We start from the raw sequence: 20,539 nt of genomic DNA, 5'->3' as shown, positions 1-20,539 counted from the left end.
CTACAAGATAAAATTTAGGGAGAAGCTTTAATGCAAAAAGTAAAGGATTTACTGTTTATTCATGAGCTCAGCTCACCTTGCCATTTAGCAGTATTGGCAGAGTCTATCGGTATATCAACTCAGGTTGTTTCCAGCATAGAGGAAGCACTTAGCTGCAATAGTGAAGGACGTTACCTCTGTTTGCTCCCACAAACGGGGCTATCTTTAGATGCAAAAGGTTTACCGCTGCAACTCACAAAGCTTGTGGCAGAGATGCCTGTTGCTTTATTTCAAGTACAACCAAAAAGCATTGACGAAAACGCTTGTATTTTACTTGGCGTTCAAGGCGTTTTATACAATAACCTCAGCATGGATTTACTACTTACAGGCCTCAAAAAAATGCTTGAGGGAGAACTTTGGTATGATCGAACGACACTCAGTAAAGTTATATCTGAACTCGTTCATAGTAATGAGCCTGCCGGTTCACATATTAGCAATGAAAACAGACTCTCTGTTTGGCGCATGTTAACGCTAAGAGAGAAAACCATCATTCAATTAGTATCCAGTGGAGCTAGGAACAAAGAGATCGCTAATCGATTGTGTATTAGTGAGCATACGGTAAAAACTCATATTTCTTCCATTTTTCGAAAAACGCAATCTCGAAATCGAGTGGAGTTATTACGCTGGTCTAATCACCATCATGCAAAATTGGCTTAAGCCGCTTGATTTTATTCTATAGACATTAAAACCAAATGAGAGTTGCCTACCCCAAAGCAGAAAGTTGTACCTATGAAAAGGCAGCTCTTTTTTCTCACTCAGAAATTCCCTCTAAAAGAACCACGCTGCTGAAAGTAACTCGCCATTTGGGCGTGAAATTATAATGTTAGGGGATCTTCACACCTTTCAAGCTCACTTCTTACACCTTTCACTTCTATGTAATGTATTAGAAGAAATAACGCCTCATAGCTTTAGAGGAATTGAAACAATGTCGTTGCAAAGTTAAAACCTTTCTAAACACTATCAAAGAAAAGTTAATGGTATACCCATTTGTTAACCAACAAAAAAGGGAGGCGATTGCCTCCCATCTGCACGTTATAGGTTTAATTAGTTTTGACCTACAATCGCTGTATTTAAGCTACCAGTTTGAGTCACTTCAATAGTGTTACCATTACCAATGCTGTAACCTTCAACAGTATTTTCTTCACCAGACTGTACGATAGTAATATTGTTATCATTACCTTCTACTTTAAATGCATCACCATGCGGATCATGGCCCACGATGTCATTTGAATCACCATCTTGCTCAAGTGAGATTTCATTATTGTTACCAGCAACGAGTAAATCAAGCAGGTTTAATTCACCATCTTGCATCGCTTGGATGTCATTTCCTTCACCTTCTGCTGTCACGATAGCTTCATTCTCAAGGCCAGCTTGTTCAGTATCAACTTCGTTATCGTTACCACGAACCACTGTCCATGCTATATTGTCGCTTGAATCATCACCCGTTTGACGAATTTCAACATCGTTATCATCACCGAAGATCGCAGCTCTCGCGTCATTGTCATTACCGTCAGAGCCAACATAAAGGTCATTGTCATTACCTTCAGCACGCATAAAGGCATAGTTATTATCACCTTCTTGATCTAAATCTAGGTCGTTTTCATCACCAATAACAATGAGGTTTAACCGGTTAGCATCACCTTCTTGTTCTAAATCTATGGTGTTGTCAGTTCCTTCTAACTTGGCAATATGTTCTCCACCATCGAAATTGTCACCAATCAAGTTACCATTGCCTTCTTGGTCGATTTCAACATCATTTTGATCACCTCTAGCGAGATCAATAAAGGCTTTGTTACCATCGCCTTCTTGGGTAATTTCAAACTCGTTTTCATTACCAATCAAACCATAAACAAAGCCCTTGTTATCATTGCCTGTTTGCTCAATGATGAAATCATTACTATCGCCTGCAACACCTTTGACTGCACCAAGGTTATTATTACCATCTTGAGTTACAATAAGATCATTATCATTACCAACATTTGGCGTGATATCGAGAGAAACAAAGCCACCAACGTTATCAATACCTCTCTGGTTGATATTACCATCATTTAACTCACCTTCAACTCGGAAAGTTGCAAAGTTATCTGTACCAAATTGCTTAACCTCTGCAGTATTTTCATCACCGACAAGCTCAGTAACGTTCCTGTTTCTAATACCGAATTGATCAACTGTAACGTTATTTATATTACCTGTTATATCAATATTTGAGTCATTAATTCCGAACACTTGATCTACTGTTGCCGTATTTTCATCACCAGAAACAACGATATCACTTTTGTGTTCTGCGCCACTTTGATTAAGAGTTAACACGTTAACGGTTCCTTCAGAAACAGCATCTGAGATACTATCAGCACCAACTTGAATAACGGTTGCTTGTTGATCGTCACCTCTTTGAGTAATCGTGCTTTTATGGTTGTTACCAGTCTGCAACGATTTAGCAGTCTGACCAACTGCATCTGCAACAGTGTCATTAACCTGAGTAATTTTGATTTCACTTGAATCGGCAAAAGCTGGCACACTAATCAATGATGTGACAGCTAAAGCAATAAGTGTTTTTTTTGAGCGCAAGAACATGTGTCTCTCCCTAACTATTGTTGTGTAATCCTAAGAACTGCATTATCCGAGGCTTGAAGTATGAGCAATTCAGTGCCGCCTACCTGATCTAACTGGATCAGGTTATTGTCACCAAATTGAGTAAAATCACTTACATTGTCATTCCCAAGCTGGTTCAAACTGACATCATTGTTATTACCGACTTGAGTGATGTTGGCTCTATTCTTTGAACCATACTGTGCGAGATCAATACCGTTAAAACTTCCATTTTGTATTAAGGTCGCACTATTATTTGTACCTTGTTGAAGCAATGAAATAACATTTTCGCGATTTGCACTGGTTAAAAGACTGTGTAGAGTCAATGACAATTTTACCGCTTTAATATCGTCTTCATTGTCAGCAGCAACGGATTTCGAATTCATTGCGAGTAACATCAAGACGATGAGACATAAGCTCCTAAAGCTTTGAACGATCATTTCAGCACCCCTTTGATTAGGCTGTTATCCATATATTGCAAATACAATCCTATGCAACATTACAGCCTGAACAACAACATGAATATCAGAAAAAAGTATTGTTTTTTCCGACAAGAGATAAACTTTAAAATGACCACGAACACCATATAACAATCTGTTTTTAAAGTATAAAAATCAAAAAAAGATACTGAACCTTCAGTTTCTCCCCCTTAATCGCTAGTACAAAAGCACTAAATATGGTGCTAATTCTTCAAATCCCTCTCAGCCTATGACAACAATGTTGAAGCAAATCAGTGTTGCAATTCAGTGGTTCTGCTTTTGTTGAAATAAATATGATAAAAAATTATCAACTTACTTAATCAATCAGTTGCTCAGTTGTGAAGTTGATAAATTCTTAAATGGACTATAGGAAACTGGGAAATGTTTAACAAAATAACCCCTCTAGCTATGGCGGTAGCTGGTGTGCTCTCTATTACGGCACACACAGCTGAAGCGAAGCTCCAACCAACGCATGAATATGTACAGAATTCAGTTTTAATAAAATTTAAAGAAGGAACAACCAAAAAAGAAAGACTGGCTGTTCAATCACTAATCAATGCAAAAATGGCTGATAAAAATGCCGATGGTATTGATGACAAGTTTGCTCAACTTATGGGTGGGAATCTTGCACAACTCTCACTATCTGGTGACATGGATGTGATGGCTGCAATCAAAAAGTTAAGCTTAAATCCAGCCGTTGAGTATGCAGAGCCTGATTACATAGTCAAAGCAATTGCTACGCCTGACGATCCTCGATTTGGTGACCTTTGGGGTCTACACAACACAGGGCAAAACAGCGGTACTGCAGATGCTGATATTGATGCACTAGAAGCCTGGGACACTACGACAGGTAGCAGTGATGTGGTTATTGGTGTAATTGATACCGGTGTTGATTATAACCACCCTGATTTACGTCCAAACATGTGGGTGAACCCGGGTGAAATTGCAGGAAATGGCATCGATGATGACAATAACGGTGTCGTTGACGATATCCACGGTTTTAACGCTATCAACGGCAGTGGCGATCCTATGGATGCAAACGGTCACGGTACTCACGTTTCTGGCACCATTGGTGCAAAGGGCAATGACGGTGTTGGCGTCGTAGGGGTGAACTGGGATGTTAAAATTGTTGGTTGTCAATTTTTGAATGCTAGCGGAAGTGGTAGCACTTCTGATGCCATCAAATGTATTAATTACATGACGGATCTTAAAACAAACCGTGGTGTTGAACTTAAAGCAACCAACAACTCATGGGGCGGCGGTGGTTTTAGCCAGACACTAAAAGACGCTATTGATTCTGGTATAGAAGCAGGCATTCTGTTTGTTGCAGCTGCAGGTAATAGTGGTTCAGATAATGATGCCACTCCAAGCTATCCAGCCTCTTACGACAGCGATGGTGTATTAGCTGTTGCCTCAACAGATAGACGTGATGCTCTTTCTGTATTTAGTGTTGGTTCATCAAGCTATGGTGCTACTAGTGTTGATTTAGCCGCTCCTGGCTCTGCTATTTTATCAACGACACCTAACAATAATTACTCTGTATTTTCAGGCACTTCAATGGCGACCCCACATGTTGCGGGTGCAGCTGCCTTGGTTTGGTCTATCGCTCCAGATCTAAGCCCTGTGGAAATGAAGCAAATTCTGATGGATTCAGGTGACTCATTAGATTCATTAACAGACAAAGTTGCATCTGGTAAACGCTTGAATGTTGCCAATGCATTGGCGGAAGCCGATCCTGAACCAGGCTTTAAACTGAATGTAACCCCTGGCTCGCAAACCATTAATGCGGGTCAAAGTGCATCTTACACCTACTCTGTTGGTAGTGTTGCGGGTTGGAATGGTGATGTTGAGCTTAGCGTAGCCGTATCACCTGCACTTGAAGGCGTTAGCTTATCAGCGTCAACAGTAAGTACTGGTGGTGAATTTACCCTAGATGTGACAACCACTGAAGACACACAGTGGGGAGACTATTCATTAACCGTAACAGGTATGGGTGATGATGTTGAAAAATCCAAAGCGGTATCATTAAAGATACTACCTGCTGGTTTACGTGATTTTGATTACTCCAATGAAAACCCAATAGCAATACCTGATAATGATCCTGAAGGCATTGCAAGCACCATCGAAATTGCTGATGATTTACAAGTATTTGGTGTTACCGCTCACGTCGATATTACACATACTTGGATTGGCGATCTCTCAGTTAAGCTCATTTCTGCAGAAGGTACTGAAGTAACACTTCATGATAGAACAGGTGGTAGTGCTGATGATATAGACAGAAGCTATACCGTTACTGACTTTAATACAGAAATGGCTAAAGGCACTTGGACACTTAAAGTATCAGACAATGTAAGATTAGATACTGGTACTCTAAATAGTTGGGGACTTACTATCGCAGCTACAGGCGAGGCAGCACCAGCAGCGCCAGTAGCGGACTTCACAGCCGATATTGAGTTCTTAACCGTTACTTTCACCAATGCGAGTACTGATGCGAATGAAGACATAGCGTCTTACAGTTGGAACTTTGGTGATGACAATACGTCAAGTGAGGAAAACCCTGTTCATAGTTATGCTGAACCAGGTCTTTATAATGTAATGTTAACTGTTACAGATGAAACGGGTAGAGAAGCTACTAAGAGCATGGAAATTGAAGTATTCGAGCATAGCATTGATGCTAGCATCAGTCGTACTCGAGTTTCTCGTTCAGGCACCGCAAGTATCGATCTACGTTGGAGCGATGCAATGGGAGAGAACGTCAACATCTATCGTAACGGTGAAATGCTGAAAAACACTCGTAACGACGGACGTCACCGCGACCGTATTCGCCGTGCCGCTGGGACTTACGAATACAAAGTTTGTGAAACTGAATCTAGCTTATGTTCAGATCCAGTATCAGTAACATTCTAAATTAATAGCTTGTTTTAAAAGCCAGTCTTTGACTGGCTTTTATTTTTTATGTGATTTTTCGAGTAAGCCATACCCTCGCTGCGCTTTACTGATTTCACATTTTTCTAGTTTAAATCGATCAATTAGCGGCTGAGCAAACTTTACTAAAGCCTCTGAATCACCCGAAATTAATTCCAGCTCAACTTCACTTATCGGTATTTTTCGTTCTACCCCTGAAAAGTCAGATGCAACCTCACCATCATCAAGTACGACTTCAAACTGACTTCCATCCAATTCTACTCGCCAAGTATGTCGAATAAAGTTCGTGTTAAACAGGCAAATTAAAGCTTGCTGTATACGTTTAACATCACAATTATCAGGCCATATCAAATTGGGAAACAGATCAAGTTTTGGAATATTGCCTTCGATAGCATGGTTATATTCATGACGGACATGCATACCATCACAAACCTCACCTGCGGTTTTTAGCGTTTGCTCTTTATAACTGTCTGCTTGCCTAATCCTAAGCCCCACCTTCAAACGACTAAGTTGTAGACTACTTGTATCGAAGTAATCATTCTTCAATTGTTCACGCTTAACAAATACAGCATGATTAACTACCCCCATGAATTCAATGAATCCCTTGTGCTTATCTTTGGGTATTGTCAACTTTAGCTCGACTTCTTTATGCTCTTTATTCATAAAAAATTCACCAATTTCATATTAAACTTTAATAATGTGAACACTTAACGCACAAAATGTAACATTAGTGTCATATAAAGGATTCACAATCAGCCCCGACTTCATATTATGAGAGTCAACGAATATAGAAGCACTTACAAATTTCAATCGATTGGTGGTTTTTAAATCAAAACAGGTGCAAAATACGACCTATAGATCGATTTTCATAGTGATAAGCTGTTTCAAAAAGCGGGTGTATAAGTTAACATTCGCCCGATTTTTCCATAAGGAATAACAGAAATAGGTACACGGCAATGCCAGTAAACTCTATTTTAGGCGTGTTTGCAAAATCGCCAATAAAACCATTGCAAGAACACATCGATAAAGTACATGAATGTGCTTCCATCCTTGTGCCATTTTTTGAAGCTACTGTGAAGCAGGATTGGGATGAAGCTGTAGCGCTTCGTAAAAAAATCCGTCAAGCCGAACAAGAAGCTGACATCCAGAAGCGAGATATCCGTCTTCAGCTTCCGGGTGGGCTGTTTATGCCTGTTGAACGAACTGATCTATTAGAATTAGTCACTCAACAAGACAAAATAGCGAACAAAGCCAAGGACATCTCTGGTCGTGTCATTGGTCGTAATATAGTTATTCCCTCCGAATTGCAAGAGCTCTTCTTCGCTTACCTTACTCGCTGCTTAGACGCAGTGTATATGGCCAAGGAAGCCATTAATGAGCTTGACGATCTTCTTGAAACCGGTTTTCGTGGACGAGAACTCGAACTTGTGGAAAAAATGATCCACAAGCTGGATAACATCGAAGCGGATACTGACGATATCCAAATTCAAATCCGACGCCAGTTATTTGAACTGGAATCCGAATTGAACCCTGTCGATGTTATGTTCTTGTACAAAATCATCGAATGGGTGGGCGACCTTGCTGATTTAGCAGAACGCGCAGGTTCCCGTTTAGAGCTGATGTTAGCTCGCGTTTAATTAACACATTTCAAGGTTGTAACAATGGTTGATGTATTAGTCACCAACGGTCCATGGCTTATTGCCTTTGCGGCCGCATTCGGATTTTTAATGGCATGGGGTATTGGTGCCAATGACGTTGCTAACGCAATGGGTACCTCTGTAGGCTCTAACGCTATCACAATCAAACAAGCAATCATCATTGCGATGATTTTTGAGTTTGCAGGTGCTTACCTAGCAGGCGGTGAAGTAACCAGTACCATCCGTAAAGGCATTATTGATAGCGCTTACTTTGTCGATGTTCCTGAACTGCTTGTTTACGGTATGATTGGCTCTCTACTTGCTGCAGGTATTTGGTTAGTTGTTGCCTCTTCGCTAGGCTGGCCTGTATCGACTACTCACTCTATTATCGGTGCAATTATTGGTTTTGCTGCAGTTGGTGTGGGTACTGATGCTGTATCTTGGGGCAAAGTAGCAGGTATTGTTGGCTCTTGGATCGTTACTCCAGCCATTTCCGGTTTTATCGCATTCTTGCTATTCCAAAGCGTTCAAAAGCTGATTTTTGATACTGATAATCCGCTAGCAAATGCCAAGCGTTATGTGCCGTTCTACATGGCGCTAGCTGGTTTTATCATGTCACTAGTAACCATTACTAAAGGCCTAAAGCACGTCGGTGTTAAGTTTGATACTCACGAAGCTTACATTCTATCTTTAGCAATTGCTGCTATTGTTGGTGTCATTGGTAAGGTTATCATTGGCCGCTTAAAAATGAGTGAAAGTGCCGATAGAACTACCCATTTCGGTAACGTAGAACGTGTTTTTGCGGTACTGATGGTAGTAACAGCTTGTTGTATGGCGTTTGCTCATGGTTCAAACGACGTAGCTAACGCGATTGGTCCTCTAGCAGCTGTTGTATCGGTAGTACAGCACGGCGGTGAAATTTCGAAAAAAGCAGAATTAGTTTGGTGGATCCTTCCATTAGGTGCGGTTGGTATCGTATTGGGTCTGGCTATTTTCGGTAAGCGTGTAATGCAAACCATTGGTAAGAACATTACCCACTTAACCCCAAGCCGTGGTTTTGCCGCAGAGCTTGCCGCTGCAACAACTGTTGTTATCGCATCGGGTACAGGTCTTCCTATCTCAACGACACAAACCCTTGTTGGTGCGGTGCTAGGTGTGGGCATGGCTCGTGGTATCGCTGCAATCAACTTAGGTGTAGTTCGTAATATCGTAGTATCTTGGGTGGTGACTCTACCTGCAGGTGCGGCATTATCGATTATCTTCTTCTACATCATTAAAGGCATTATGAGCTAACACTCGCTTTTACAAAAAAGTAGATTAAAAGAGGGGAGCGATTATGCTCCCCTCTTGCATTCCAGTTTATAAATTCATAGCATTAACAACATAACAACTTATAGGAAATCCCTAGTGCTACGACTATTCACTTTTGTTTTTTGTATCTTGCTTTCGGGACTGACAACGGCTCAAGAAGACACCCGTTATGTCTCTGAAAACATCTACATTTATCTACATTCAGGACCAGGATCTCAATACAAAATTTTGGGAAGTGTTGCAGCGGGTAAAACGATCTCGTCGTTAAACGAAACCGAAAATGGTTATGCAAAGATCATTGATGACAAAGGCCGAGAAGGTTGGGTTCAAGCCAATATGATCACTAGCAAACCCACTTTTCGTATTACTCAGCCACAACTTGAACAGCAACTTGCTGATATTAAACAAAGCTTGAGTCAAAATGACAGTAAAGAAGCTCAATTAACCGCACAACTACAACAAACTACAGATAAGTTATCGTTAGCTGAACAAGCAAAAAAGAAAGCGGAACAAGAGCTTTTAAAAGTGCAGATGCAGACAAAAGACGAAGTGGCTCGTTTGCAAACTCAAGTTAATGAGCTAAATGATGATGCTAAATACCAGTTCTGGCGTGAAGGCGGCATGATTGCTGGTATTGGCTTATTAATAGGATTAGTAATCGCCTACTTGCCTAGGCCAAGTCGTAAACATAAAACTCGCTGGTAAATAACCACCTATTCAAAGATGACTCAGTCGCGCACACAAGCGCGATTGGGTATTTCTCAAATTCATATCTTCTGACAACCATTAAATTGTAAATAAACCTATCATTTACACACAATAGATTTACTTAAAATTTACAAACTAAGTAAAGGAAAGAAATCTGAACAAATAAATCATTATTCACCGCAAATTTGCTTGATCTTAACTAGTGTTCTAAACCACATTTATGGGTATAATCGCCGAAATTTTGAAATTGTATACAAAATAATACCCCGCTAAGTGGGTCAGAATGGAAATACGATTATGTTCAAAGCGAGTGAAGTATTGGCTGGTCGCTACGACAACGCCACCCTACCTGAACTGTTCCAAATCATTACTAATAACTATGCAGTAGATGAAGAGCAGTACTTGTCTGAGCTGATTGAGCTTGTACCTTCTTCAACCGAAGAAATCCAACGTGTCACCCAACGTGCCCATGATATGGTGAATAAAGTTCGCCAATACGAAAAAAAAGGGCTAATGGTTGGCATTGATGCGTTTTTGCAACAATACAGCTTAGATACTCAAGAAGGCATTATTTTAATGTGTCTAGCGGAGGCTCTGCTACGCATTCCTGATGCCGCTACCGCTGATGCCTTAATTGAAGATAAGTTGTCCGGCGCTAAGTGGGATAAACACATGAGTCAAAGTGACTCTATGCTGGTTAACGCTTCAACTTGGGGTTTAATGCTAACGGGCAAAATCGTAAAACTCGATAAAAGCATTGACGGCAAGCCAAGCAGTTTACTCGGCAAACTAGTAAACAAAATGGGCGAACCTGTGATCCGCCAAGCCATGCTAGCAGCAATGAAAATCATGGGTAAGCAGTTTGTTCTTGGTCGCACCATTGAAGAAGGTCTAAAAAACAGTGTCGATAAGCGTAAGCTGGGTTACACCCACAGTTATGACATGCTTGGTGAAGCGGCGTTAACGCAAAAAGACGCAAAAAAATATTTCAAAGACTACGCCGATGCTATTCGTGCCTTAGGAGCTCAGAGCTATAACGAATCAGAAGCGCCACGCCCAACGGTTTCCATCAAGCTTACGGCTCTGCACCCACGTTATGAAGTGGCCAATACAGATCGTACTTTAACTGAGCTTTACGATCGCGTAATCGAGCTGATTACCCTAGCCCGTAGTGTTAATGTTGGTATTTCGATTGATGCTGAAGAAGCGGATCGCCTTGAACTTTCTTTGAAACTATTCCAAAAGCTGTATCAATCTGAAGCCGCTCAAGGCTGGGGATTACTGGGCATTGTGGTTCAAGCTTATTCTAAACGAGCGCTGCCAGTATTGATGTGGTTAACTCGCTTGGCTAAAGACCAAGGAGATGAAATTCCACTGCGTCTAGTAAAAGGTGCATACTGGGATAGTGAACTAAAATGGGCACAAGAAAACGGTGAGCATGGTTATCCACTATACACGCGTAAAGCTGGAACCGATGTTGCCTATCTTGCTTGCGCGCGTTACCTGTTATCCGAAGCTACTCGTGACGCCATTTACCCACAGTTTGCTACCCATAACGCACAAACCGTTGCCAGCGTGACCGATATGGCGGGTGATCGTCAGTACGAATTCCAACGCTTACATGGCATGGGCGAAGAGTTATACGACACACTTCTGGCGGAAGCTGGCGTTAAAACGGTTCGTATTTACGCGCCAATTGGCGCTCACAAAGACCTTCTACCTTATCTTGTACGCCGCCTACTTGAAAATGGGGCAAACACGTCTTTTGTACATAAGTTGGTTGATCCTAAAACCCCTATCGAATCACTTGTGGTACACCCTTTAGTGACCTTGAAGAAATTTAAGACCCTAGCTAACAACAAGATTGTTCTTCCAATTGATATTTTTGGTGAAGAGCGCAAAAACTCAATGGGAGTCAACATGAACATTACCTCTGAATCTGAGCCATTTTTCAAAGCCCTAGATACTTACAAAGAAACTCAATGGACAGCAGGTCCATTAGTTGATGGCGAAACCATCACCAATAATGGTATTGAAGTACTAAGCCCATTCGATACTCGCCAAGTAGTAGGTAAAGTTACCCACGCCACTACACCTGTTATCGAGCAAGCACTATCTTCAGCAACTTCAGCCTTTAATGATTGGTGCCGCACTCCAGTTGAAGTACGTGCGACAGCACTTCAAAAACTAGCTGACTTACTTGAAGAAAACCGTGAAGAATTAATTGCACTATGTACCCGGGAAGCGGGTAAGAGCTTACAAGATGGCATTGATGAAGTCCGTGAAGCAGTAGATTTCTGTCGTTACTACGCTGTTCAAGCTAAAAAGATGATGGCTCAACCTGAGCTTATGCCTGGACCGACTGGTGAGCTTAATGAGCTATTCCTTCAAGGCCGTGGCGTATTTGTCTGTATCAGCCCATGGAACTTCCCACTTGCGATTTTCTTAGGCCAAGTCACTGCGGCTCTTGCTGCGGGTAACACGGTTATTGCCAAACCTGCCGAGCAAACCTGCCTTGTGGGTTATCGTGCCGTTCAACTTGCTCATGAAGCAGGTATACCAACCAATGTACTGCAATTCCTACCGGGTACAGGGGCAACTGTAGGGGCAACCTTAACGGCTGATGAGCGTATTGGCGGGGTGTGCTTTACTGGTTCAACAGTCACTGCAAAACGCATTAACATGACTCTAGCTGAGCGTAATGGTGCCATTATTCCACTTATTGCAGAAACCGGTGGTCAAAACGCCATGGTGGTTGATTCAACCTCACAACCTGAACAAGTGGTAAATGACGTGGTTTCATCTTCATTCACCTCAGCGGGTCAACGTTGTTCAGCGCTACGTGTACTTTATATTCAAGATGACATTGCTGATCGCGTATTAGATGTAATGCAAGGTGCAATGGACGAGTTATCAATCGGTCACCCTGGTTTGGTGAAAACCGATGTCGGCCCAGTGATTGATGCGACGGCTAAAAACAATTTGAACGCTCATATTGATCACATCAAGCAAGTAGGTCGTTTGATCAAGCAAATCGATTTGCCAGAAGGCACTGAACATGGCCACTTTGTGGCACCTACAGCAGTAGAAATTGATTCAATTAAAGTGCTAGAAAAAGAACACTTTGGTCCAATTTTACACGTTATCCGTTATAAGAGTAATGAGCTGGATAAAGTGATTGCTGACATTAACTCAACAGGCTTTGGGTTAACTCTAGGTATACACAGCCGTAACGAAGGTCATGCCTTAGATATTGCGAGTAAAGTTGATGTGGGGAACGTCTACATTAACCGTAACCAAATTGGTGCCGTTGTTGGTGTGCAGCCATTTGGTGGCCAAGGGTTATCTGGTACAGGTCCTAAAGCCGGAGGTCCTCACTACTTAACGCGTTTTGTAACTGAGAAAACTCGAACTAACAACATTACTGCGATTGGTGGTAATGCAACACTACTTTCTTTAGGTGATAGCGAAGATTAGACCATCTTAAACCTAATGGCTAACCGTTACTAAGCTGGCCTTGCGCCAGCTTTTTTATTATTGTGATTAAACATCGTTAACATTCTTTGACTCACGTTTTATACCGTACCAAACTTAGATAACCGATATAAAATCAACGAGTAACATAATGGCAGAAGCCAAAGCTATAATGACTTCAGATATTGCAGGAAAGTTATTTCAAGCCGCTTATGAGGCTAATGTAATAGAAGGGAAAACATCAACCAACTCTTGCTTTATATTAGAAATCAATAAGGTGGAATACCTACTTGATTGCGAACAAAACAGTCAGCACTTTTTTGCAAAACCATTAGTTGAAAAAAAAACCTCTTTTTGGGGGAATAAACCAGATCCAGTCTTAATAAATTTGCAGGTAGAACTAGGCCGTATGCATGTTCAAGAGGGTATCAGAAAATATAGAGTCGTGAGCTATGATAGCAATCGCCCCTGCTACCAAAGTCGACAGGAAGAAGTGTTGAAAAATCAAAGAACTTCATCTCCAGCAAAAACTATGCCTTCAACAGTCGAAAAAAATAGGGAAGTTCATTCCAAAAACCAGACATACGAAGAGCCTAAATCAACTGAATCAAGCTTAAATGATGGCTTTGAAATAATAGACATGGCTGTAGAAACATTTCTGCCCTTTCTTCCAAAGGATAATAGAGAGTTATCTGACAGTGGCTCATTATCAGAGGACGAACCATTTTACCTTGATGAGAATAGTTGATATTTTAAAACCTTACTGTAGCTTTTTTATTCCTAAGTTTGTAACGGTGCTTCTCAAAAAATAACTATCATTTCAATTTTCAAAAGAAAAAAATAAAGAATTTGTTATAATCTCAAATCTATCAGTTTTTTTTAACACTATGTCAGCTTCTCAACCTTCATTTTCAGACTCTTACCTACAACGATTTTCTGGTATTGGCCGATTATACGGTCAAGCAGCGTTAGCCAAATTTTCCCAAGCTCATGTTATGGTTATCGGTATCGGCGGGGTGGGAACTTGGGTGGCAGAATCTCTTGCCCGCTCAGGCATTGGCCAAATTTCTTTAATGGATTTAGATGATATTTGTGTTACCAACAGTAACCGCCAAACTCACGCGTTAACATCTACCATTGGGCAATCTAAAGTAGCAGTGATGGCTGAGCGAATTAAACAAATTAATCCAGAATGCCAAGTCAATGAAATTGAAGATTTCATCATGCCCGATAACCTTGCTGAGTACTTGCAAAGTAAAAAGCAAGGCGGCAGCCTCGATTATGTAGTCGATTGCATTGATGCCGTAAAAGCTAAAGCCGCAGTAATTGCGTGGTGTAAGCGTAATAAACTACCGATTGTCACAGTGGGTGGCGCTGGCGGACAAATCGACCCAACTCAAGTTCAGTTGTGTGATTTGGCTAAGACACAACAAGATCCACTGCTGGCAAAAGTGCGAAATTTTTTACGCAGAGAATATAATTTTTCTAAAAATTTATCTCGCCGCTTTGGTATTGATGCAGTGTATTCTACAGAGCAACTGGTTTATCCAAAATCTGATGGCACTGTCTGCCAAACCAAATCTGAAACCGATGGCAATATGAGAATGGATTGCGCTTCAGGCTTCGGTTCAGCCACAAGCGTAACAGGTACGTTTGGTTTTGTTGCCGCCAGCCGAGTATTAAAAAAATTGGCTACAAAATAGTTAATAATAAGATTTAACTGGCATAGAATCTGCTAACCAGATGAGCGGGTTCAAATTTATGACGGTAAAATCTCATGGCCAAATTTTCTCATTACATTAAGAAATACCTCACTCAAACAAGGTGGCTATATACGCTAATGCTCTGGACACTGCTCCTAAGCAGCAGCTTGTTGTTCCTACCAGCTTCTATCATTAATCAATTAGGCTTATCGGGACTTCAACAAAGTCAGCAACATTTCATTGGATTGAGCTTATTAATTTCAGCGGCGTACTTCTTAGCTAAACTGTGTGATCATCTGCTCGATGCCGGTATTGAGCATTACAGCGAAAAACGTATCAACGCTGTGATTGATGAAAAGATCAACTTTTTTGACGCTTATGAGCGCGCTCTACTTCGGGAATTCTTTTTACAGAGCAGCCCGATCCTCTCACTCCCAATGGACAATTTGGCAGTTCAAAGCCTAACAAAAGCGCATATTATTGAGTGTATCGGTAATGAGCAGCATTTTGCGATCCAATCCGCAACGGCAGACTATAAAATCACCTTGCAAGCACGCCGTAAACTGAATCGAAAAATACTAAGGTTACCTGAAGGCACACCAAATGAGTTGGAGCTACAGCGACTCATTAAGTCACGTCCAGCTTTTATCAACAATTTGAGTTCAACGAGAAAACAAGTGGCGTAAACACAAATAAAAATCCGATATTACAGCCGGAGAGGGGGGGGAAGCTGTAATATCGGTGTCTACAATAAGAACAAGGCAAGTTTGTATGAAAGAGTTATTCTGCGCGTGACTTAACTACAAACATCCATAGCATATAAGAAACAATGCCTAGCGTTGAAAAAATCACAATCATGGATAATAAACCAATCCAGTTGCCAAACATCAAATCTAACCAGAATGCCATAGTAGAAATCCTCTTTCATTTAAATACAGCTACAGGTTAGTACAGTTATTCGGTGTAATTAATGATCAGGATCAAACAAGTTTTGTGAACAATTTATCTTCGATTAAAACCGAACATCAACTTGATCTACATCAATTTTTTACAAAGGATTTAAAGCTCATTAACGCTTGTTCAAAATCTTCTAATCCACAAGTAGCCGTTAACTCTGAGTCGTACAAATTCATGTCTTCTTGCAGGTCTTCTTCACAGTCAATACCCAAACTATTATCAACAATGAGTGCTTGATCTCTATGGAGCTCGAGTGAAAGTGTACGCCCAATCAACTTCCACTCATGGCGTTTCCCTGACTGTAACTCTTCGATAACTAGCTCTATTTTTGAAATGGTATCGGGTTGTTGTGAAAGCTCTTCGGTGAACCAACGACCGAGAGCATGATGCTCCATTGAAAAAAAAGCGTGGATACTGTCATCAAAAGTGCTGTGACGAAATTCGAAATCCATTGATACTACCTATATACTCATTTTGGCTGTTATACCATGAGTTATATACGACTGATACAAAAAAGGCGCCATCGGCGCCTTTTCAGTCAAGATTTTGCCAAATTAGTGGCTGTGACCTGCGTGAGAGTCAGCTTTTTTCTCTGCTTTTGCTGCATCTTCTTTAACGATAGACTTCAGCACAACATCAAAAATTAACGTTGAGTTTGCTGGGATTGTTCCCATGTCACGATCGCCATATGCCAAGTTTGAAGGAATAACGAAACGGAACTTCGAGCCAACAGGCATTAATTGAACACCTTCAGTCCAACCAGGAATAACACGGTTCAGTTGGAATTTAACCGTCTGGTTACGCTTGTAAGAACTGTCGAACTCAGTACCATCAATCAAAGTACCTTTGTAGTGAACTTCAACCGTATCCGTTGCTTTAGGCTTAGGCCCTTTGCCCTCTTCTAATATTTGGTATTCAAGACCTGATTTAGTGGTTACTACACCTGGCTTTTTCGCAAAATCTTCTAAATATTTTTTACCTGCTTCCAGGTTCTTTTTCGCCATTTCATCAGCATGTGCTTTACGCTTCTCTGCTAAACGCTTATCCAGACCTTGTAATAACGTTTGCATTTCTTCTTCTGTCAGTTTCGACTTATCGTTCAAACCATTGGCAAACCCTTCAACAATAAGCGTGCGGTCTACAGGTAAACCCAGCTCTTCTTGTTCTTTGATATGGTTAGCCATGTATTTACCAATAGAAGCGCCCACACTGTACGATTCTTTTTGTGCTTGTGTTGTCAGTTCAGTACCCGCAGTGTCTTTGGTGGTTTTTTGCTCTTGGTTACAAGCTGACAGACCTAATACGGCCAATGCCACTAAAGAAATTTTATATACAGACTTCATTTAAACGCTTCCTCAGCATAAAAATCGTTTTAGCTAACTCTATGAATTACTTTATAAAGTTAATTCAACCTCATAAAGAAATTCATAAACTCACACCAAAAAACGAAATATAATTAATGATTGTAGAATACACTAAGTCACTGTTTTAACGGCACTAGCCACCAGTGTCAACCCTTTAGAGATAATCCACAAGAATAAGTTCAGCCACAATTCAGGGCAATATAGCCTACAATCATCTCAAGTCTGCCTTTATGCCTCTAGGATCAATCTTAACGAGTAGGTACAATAGCTTATTTACTCACTCTGATTTTTTTATGCAAACTCTCCAACAACAAGTCGATGATCTTGAAGCCAAACTGAGTTTTCAAGAACTGACCATTGAAGAATTAAACCAAGAAGTTATAAAGCTCAACGATATTATTGCCCAGCAGCATCATCAGCTAGAGCTGGTAGTACAAAAATTACTGTCGATGGAGCCTAGCAATATCGCAAGTCAGTCGGAAGAAACGCCACCGCCTCACTACTAAATTTGCAAGCCGCTGGAATTAATTACTATGCTAACAGTCTATTAAGAATAAAATATGAACCAATAGCGGTGTATTCAGCACTTTTTTAGGATAAGGCATGAAACGAGTTTTAGTCTGCTTAGCATTATGTTTTTCAATTTCAGGTTGTGCGACCAGCAGTCTATTCGTTAGCTATCCATCACAACTCCAAACTCAAAAGCAGGCTTTAAACTCGTCACAACCCGACTCACAACTCCCACAACTAACCGGTAATATTTCCAGCAACGACGGGCTTCTTTATGCTCAAGAAGCGGGGCGGGTTGCTCAAATATCTGGTAACTTTGCCGAAAGTAAAAAATACTATCAACAGGCCATTGAGAAATATCTAGCTTTCGATAATAAAGCTGTCGTCAGCGCCAGCGATATTGGTGCCAATGCCAGCAGTTTACTTCTCAACGACAACACGATCCCTTACGAAGGCTCTGGATTTGAGCGTATCATGCTGCATCAATACCAAGCCTTTAACTATCTGTTTGAACATGACTTTGAAGGCGCGTTAGTGGAAGTTCGTCGCGCTAATGAGCTTCAACAGATCCAGCAAGACAAGTATGAATCGTCCAAAAAGTCGGTACAACGTATCGCCAATGGTGTGGTTTCCGATCAAGAAGAAAAGTTAAGACAAGGCACCGGTTCCGTTACCAGCTCTTTTCTCAATGCCTACAGTTATTATGTCACTGGGTTATTACATGAAATATTAGGCAGAGCTAATGATGCCTTTATTGACTACCGCAAGGCCGCGGCCATTTGGCCACACAACCCGTTTGTCGAGCAAAGTCTTGTGCGTTTAGCAAAACAGTTGTCGATGCCACAATATAGCGAATTTAGACGAAAATTTGGTGAGCCTAAGCTACCTAAGAGCAATCAAGGTGAGTTGATTGTTATTTATGAAAAAGGTTTTGTACAACCAAAAGGTCACTTTAGTGTGCCGTTTACCGTTAAAGGCAATTGGCAAACCATTGACCTACCCACTTATTATCAAGCAGCGACTTATCCAGGTTCAGCAAATATTTCAGGTCTTCCTACAGAACCTTTACGTGCAGCTTCAATTACCAGCATCGATGCATTGGCAATGAACGCCCTTAGAGAAGATCTGCCATTTATCTTAACCAGACAAGCAGCTCGTGTGTACGCAAAAGCTGAATTAGCTCGACATATCACTGGCAGGCACCAACAAAATAACGATGTATTTGATCTAGGCTCTCTTGCCGTTCAGGTATTTAATGTCGTAACTGAACAAGCCGATAGACGAAGCTGGCTCACTTTGCCTAATCAAGCTCAAATAGCTCGAAAATATGTACAAGCAGGCACTTACCCGATCAGTGTCGAACAGAGCCAAACACAAAATACTACTATTGAAGCGGGCAGAAAAACCCTTGTATGGGTAGTAAAAACTGGAAATTACGTTCGTTTTTATTCAATATTGATTTAACAGAATTACAATGACTTTAACTACTACTTACGGAACTGACCATGAAACAATTTAAATCTGTGCTCATTTTAGCTGGAGTGCTGGCACTCACAGCCTGTCAATCCAAAGTCGAATATGGCGATGCGAAAGAAGTTGAAACCGTCAACGCTAACTTTGGTTCAACTGACTTACAAGCTATCACCGATAAAATGGTAGATAGCATGCTCACTTTCCCACCGGTGTTAATGTTAACAGCCAATAATCAGCGCCCAATTATTTTTGTAGATAGCATTAAAAACAAAACTTCTGAGCATATCGATACCGAGTCAGTCACTGATTCCATCAGTAATCGCCTGCTACGTTCAGGCAAGTTCCGCTTTATTGATATGACAAAAGTCGATGCCGTTCGTAAACAGTTAGATTACCAAAACAACTCTGGTATGGTTGACCCATCAACTGCTATCAAATTTGGCCGTCAAATTGGTGCGCAATACATGCTGTATGGCAACCTTTCAAGTATCGTGAAACAAGCGGGCAGCACCAAAGACGTTTACTACAAAATGACCATGCGCTTAATGGATCTGGAAACCGGTTTAATAGAATGGTCTGACGAAAAAGAAATTCGTAAAACTAAGACTAAGTCTCTATTTGGCCTATAAGATAATTTGATGATAATAAAAAGCCGATGCTTAGCATCGGCTTTTTATTTCACTAAGCTCAGGGTGCTTAAACAAAAAGATGACGAATATTCGCTAAGTCCCCTTTCCCCTCTGCGATTTCTTCTGGTGTTAACCCTGACACTTCATGTGGGAAAACTAACCATTCATCTGATTCATGAATAAAATAATCTGGTTTCAAAGGCACAGCGGTATTCGCTGGTTTGTAATATGGGCAGGCAATACGAATATCTTTAGGTAAATTAAGACGCATTTGCTCTTTTAGCTTTTCAATCAAAGCATGCACAGAACGCCCTGAATCAAATACATCATCAACGATCAACAAGCCTTCATCTGCATTGGCATTTTCAATAATGTAATGCAAGCCGTGAACACGGATCTCTTTGCTTTGCTTATCAGTACCAATACCATAGTATGATGATGTGCGAACAGCAATATGGTCGGTTTCGACTTTTTTAAAATCAAAAAATTCTTGAACAGCTATACCAATTGGAGCGCCACCACGCCAGATCCCGACAATGTATTGTGGACGGAAGCCATCCTCGTAAACTTTTGCTGCTAAGCGAAATGAGTCTTCCAATAATTGTTGCGCGCTTATGTAGTGTTTTTCTGACATGACCAAGCCTATATTGTTGTTGTGACAATCTAAGGTGCTAAAGAAATAGAGCCCTTACACTTGGCAGGGAATTGTACCTGATTTGAATTTAATACTCTCGATTTAAT

The 20,539-nt window shown here is 40.9% G+C and carries 19 protein-coding genes; 12 read left to right on the top strand and 7 right to left on the bottom strand.

The genetic code is table 11. The features are described 5' to 3' along the window. Positions 1 to 30 precede the first annotated feature (30 nt). A complete protein-coding gene (locus D5018_RS06305; protein ID WP_121838165.1) occupies positions 31 to 696 on the top strand; it encodes a helix-turn-helix transcriptional regulator in 666 nt (221 codons plus the stop codon). A gap of 387 nt (positions 697 to 1,083) precedes the next feature. On the opposite strand, the gene D5018_RS06300 is transcribed toward D5018_RS06305, so the two are convergent. Next, a complete protein-coding gene (locus D5018_RS06300; RefSeq protein ID WP_121838164.1) occupies positions 1,084 to 2,613 on the bottom strand; it encodes a curlin in 1,530 nt (509 codons plus the stop codon). Positions 2,614 to 2,627: 14 nt separating this feature from the next. Beyond that, positions 2,628 to 3,068 (bottom strand): curlin, encoded by a 441-nt coding sequence (locus D5018_RS06295; protein ID WP_121838163.1) that lies wholly within the window; start codon positions 3,066 to 3,068, stop codon positions 2,628 to 2,630. Positions 3,069 to 3,488: 420 nt separating this feature from the next. On the opposite strand from D5018_RS06295, the gene D5018_RS06290 reads away from it, so the two are divergent. After that, positions 3,489 to 6,014, top strand: a complete 2,526-nt coding sequence (locus tag D5018_RS06290; RefSeq protein ID WP_121838162.1) for a S8 family serine peptidase — start codon at positions 3,489 to 3,491, stop codon at positions 6,012 to 6,014. Positions 6,015 to 6,053: 39 nt separating this feature from the next. On the opposite strand, the gene D5018_RS06285 is transcribed toward D5018_RS06290, so the two are convergent. Continuing rightward, positions 6,054 to 6,695 carry a CYTH domain-containing protein gene (locus D5018_RS06285; RefSeq protein ID WP_121838161.1) on the bottom strand — a complete coding sequence of 214 codons (642 nt, stop codon included), beginning with the start codon at positions 6,693 to 6,695 and terminating at the stop codon, positions 6,054 to 6,056. Positions 6,696 to 6,988: 293 nt separating this feature from the next. On the opposite strand from D5018_RS06285, the gene D5018_RS06280 reads away from it, so the two are divergent. The 7 genes from D5018_RS06280 (at position 6,989) to D5018_RS06250 (ending at position 15,551) form a co-directional block, all read left to right on the top strand. Then, positions 6,989 to 7,669 carry a TIGR00153 family protein gene (locus tag D5018_RS06280; RefSeq protein ID WP_121838160.1) on the top strand — a complete coding sequence of 227 codons (681 nt, stop codon included), beginning with the start codon at positions 6,989 to 6,991 and terminating at the stop codon, positions 7,667 to 7,669. Between the two features lie 24 nt (positions 7,670 to 7,693). Then, the gene (locus D5018_RS06275) at positions 7,694 to 8,962 is read left to right on the top strand and encodes an inorganic phosphate transporter (RefSeq protein ID WP_121838159.1); all 1,269 of its coding nucleotides are present in this window, start codon (positions 7,694 to 7,696) and stop codon (positions 8,960 to 8,962) included. Positions 8,963 to 9,076: 114 nt separating this feature from the next. Next, a complete protein-coding gene (locus D5018_RS06270; protein WP_165905007.1) occupies positions 9,077 to 9,685 on the top strand; it encodes a TIGR04211 family SH3 domain-containing protein in 609 nt (202 codons plus the stop codon). 300 nt (positions 9,686 to 9,985) lie between these two features. After that, positions 9,986 to 13,165: a bifunctional proline dehydrogenase/L-glutamate gamma-semialdehyde dehydrogenase PutA gene (putA, locus tag D5018_RS06265; RefSeq protein ID WP_121838157.1), complete on the top strand. Its 3,180-nt coding sequence runs from the start codon at positions 9,986 to 9,988 to the stop codon at positions 13,163 to 13,165. 148 nt (positions 13,166 to 13,313) lie between these two features. Then, the gene (locus D5018_RS06260) at positions 13,314 to 13,910 is read left to right on the top strand and encodes a hypothetical protein (RefSeq protein WP_121838156.1); all 597 of its coding nucleotides are present in this window, start codon (positions 13,314 to 13,316) and stop codon (positions 13,908 to 13,910) included. A 139-nt stretch (positions 13,911 to 14,049) separates the two neighbouring features. Next, complete coding sequence (gene tcdA, locus D5018_RS06255) at positions 14,050 to 14,865, top strand: tRNA cyclic N6-threonylcarbamoyladenosine(37) synthase TcdA (RefSeq protein ID WP_121838155.1); 816 nt, start codon at positions 14,050 to 14,052, stop codon at positions 14,863 to 14,865. Positions 14,866 to 14,939: 74 nt separating this feature from the next. Next, positions 14,940 to 15,551, top strand: coding sequence for a superinfection exclusion B family protein (locus tag D5018_RS06250; protein WP_121838154.1), 612 nt, complete (start codon positions 14,940 to 14,942; stop codon positions 15,549 to 15,551). A gap of 94 nt (positions 15,552 to 15,645) precedes the next feature. On the opposite strand, the gene D5018_RS06245 is transcribed toward D5018_RS06250, so the two are convergent. The 3 genes from D5018_RS06245 to fkpA all read right to left on the bottom strand — a co-directional run bounded on the left by D5018_RS06245 (position 15,646) and on the right by fkpA (position 17,165). After that, a complete protein-coding gene (locus D5018_RS06245; RefSeq protein ID WP_121838153.1) occupies positions 15,646 to 15,774 on the bottom strand; it encodes a DUF3149 domain-containing protein in 129 nt (42 codons plus the stop codon). A gap of 131 nt (positions 15,775 to 15,905) precedes the next feature. Further along, positions 15,906 to 16,274 (bottom strand): YacL family protein, encoded by a 369-nt coding sequence (locus tag D5018_RS06240; RefSeq protein WP_121838152.1) that lies wholly within the window; start codon positions 16,272 to 16,274, stop codon positions 15,906 to 15,908. Between the two features lie 102 nt (positions 16,275 to 16,376). Beyond that, complete coding sequence (gene fkpA / locus D5018_RS06235; protein WP_121838151.1) at positions 16,377 to 17,165, bottom strand: FKBP-type peptidyl-prolyl cis-trans isomerase; 789 nt, start codon at positions 17,163 to 17,165, stop codon at positions 16,377 to 16,379. Positions 17,166 to 17,479: 314 nt separating this feature from the next. Here fkpA and D5018_RS06230 point away from each other — a divergent pair, with 314 nt between their 5' ends. The 3 genes from D5018_RS06230 (at position 17,480) to lpoB (ending at position 19,798) form a co-directional block, all read left to right on the top strand. Beyond that, a complete protein-coding gene (locus D5018_RS06230) occupies positions 17,480 to 17,692 on the top strand; it encodes a SlyX family protein (RefSeq protein ID WP_121838150.1) in 213 nt (70 codons plus the stop codon). 97 nt (positions 17,693 to 17,789) lie between these two features. Then, positions 17,790 to 19,160 carry a COG3014 family protein gene (locus D5018_RS06225; protein WP_121838149.1) on the top strand — a complete coding sequence of 457 codons (1,371 nt, stop codon included), beginning with the start codon at positions 17,790 to 17,792 and terminating at the stop codon, positions 19,158 to 19,160. A gap of 41 nt (positions 19,161 to 19,201) precedes the next feature. Beyond that, positions 19,202 to 19,798 carry a penicillin-binding protein activator LpoB gene (lpoB, locus tag D5018_RS06220; protein ID WP_121838148.1) on the top strand — a complete coding sequence of 199 codons (597 nt, stop codon included), beginning with the start codon at positions 19,202 to 19,204 and terminating at the stop codon, positions 19,796 to 19,798. Positions 19,799 to 19,865: 67 nt separating this feature from the next. Here the strand turns inward: lpoB and D5018_RS06215 are convergent, their stop codons facing one another. Beyond that, positions 19,866 to 20,432, bottom strand: coding sequence for a phosphoribosyltransferase (locus tag D5018_RS06215; RefSeq protein ID WP_121838147.1), 567 nt, complete (start codon positions 20,430 to 20,432; stop codon positions 19,866 to 19,868). Between the last annotated feature and the right edge of the window lie 107 nt (positions 20,433 to 20,539).

Origin of the sequence: Parashewanella curva (assembly GCF_003675895.1) — a bacterium.
In the GTDB taxonomy this organism is placed as follows: Bacteria; Pseudomonadota; Gammaproteobacteria; order Enterobacterales; family Shewanellaceae; genus Parashewanella; species Parashewanella curva.
Note: the sequence above shows the minus strand (reverse complement) of the source record. Positions and strands in the feature narration are given on the sequence as shown.

Excerpts from the sequence above, each read along its gene's own strand:
- D5018_RS06305 (WP_121838165.1), top strand. The coding sequence starts at position 31 with ATGCAAAAAGTAAAGGATTTACTGTTTATTCATGAGCTCAGCTCACCT.
- D5018_RS06300 (WP_121838164.1), bottom strand. The coding sequence starts at position 2,613 with ATGTTCTTGCGCTCAAAAAAAACACTTATTGCTTTAGCTGTCACATCA.
- D5018_RS06295 (WP_121838163.1), bottom strand. The coding sequence starts at position 3,068 with ATGATCGTTCAAAGCTTTAGGAGCTTATGTCTCATCGTCTTGATGTTA.
- D5018_RS06290 (WP_121838162.1), top strand. The coding sequence starts at position 3,489 with ATGTTTAACAAAATAACCCCTCTAGCTATGGCGGTAGCTGGTGTGCTC.
- D5018_RS06285 (WP_121838161.1), bottom strand. The coding sequence starts at position 6,695 with ATGAATAAAGAGCATAAAGAAGTCGAGCTAAAGTTGACAATACCCAAA.
- D5018_RS06280 (WP_121838160.1), top strand. The coding sequence starts at position 6,989 with ATGCCAGTAAACTCTATTTTAGGCGTGTTTGCAAAATCGCCAATAAAA.
- D5018_RS06275 (WP_121838159.1), top strand. The coding sequence starts at position 7,694 with ATGGTTGATGTATTAGTCACCAACGGTCCATGGCTTATTGCCTTTGCG.
- putA (WP_121838157.1), top strand. The coding sequence starts at position 9,986 with ATGTTCAAAGCGAGTGAAGTATTGGCTGGTCGCTACGACAACGCCACC.
- D5018_RS06260 (WP_121838156.1), top strand. The coding sequence starts at position 13,314 with ATGGCAGAAGCCAAAGCTATAATGACTTCAGATATTGCAGGAAAGTTA.
- tcdA (WP_121838155.1), top strand. The coding sequence starts at position 14,050 with ATGTCAGCTTCTCAACCTTCATTTTCAGACTCTTACCTACAACGATTT.
- D5018_RS06250 (WP_121838154.1), top strand. The coding sequence starts at position 14,940 with ATGGCCAAATTTTCTCATTACATTAAGAAATACCTCACTCAAACAAGG.
- D5018_RS06245 (WP_121838153.1), bottom strand. The coding sequence starts at position 15,774 with ATGGCATTCTGGTTAGATTTGATGTTTGGCAACTGGATTGGTTTATTA.
- D5018_RS06240 (WP_121838152.1), bottom strand. The coding sequence starts at position 16,274 with ATGGATTTCGAATTTCGTCACAGCACTTTTGATGACAGTATCCACGCT.
- fkpA (WP_121838151.1), bottom strand. The coding sequence starts at position 17,165 with ATGAAGTCTGTATATAAAATTTCTTTAGTGGCATTGGCCGTATTAGGT.
- D5018_RS06230 (WP_121838150.1), top strand. The coding sequence starts at position 17,480 with ATGCAAACTCTCCAACAACAAGTCGATGATCTTGAAGCCAAACTGAGT.
- D5018_RS06225 (WP_121838149.1), top strand. The coding sequence starts at position 17,790 with ATGAAACGAGTTTTAGTCTGCTTAGCATTATGTTTTTCAATTTCAGGT.
- lpoB (WP_121838148.1), top strand. The coding sequence starts at position 19,202 with ATGAAACAATTTAAATCTGTGCTCATTTTAGCTGGAGTGCTGGCACTC.
- D5018_RS06215 (WP_121838147.1), bottom strand. The coding sequence starts at position 20,432 with ATGTCAGAAAAACACTACATAAGCGCGCAACAATTATTGGAAGACTCA.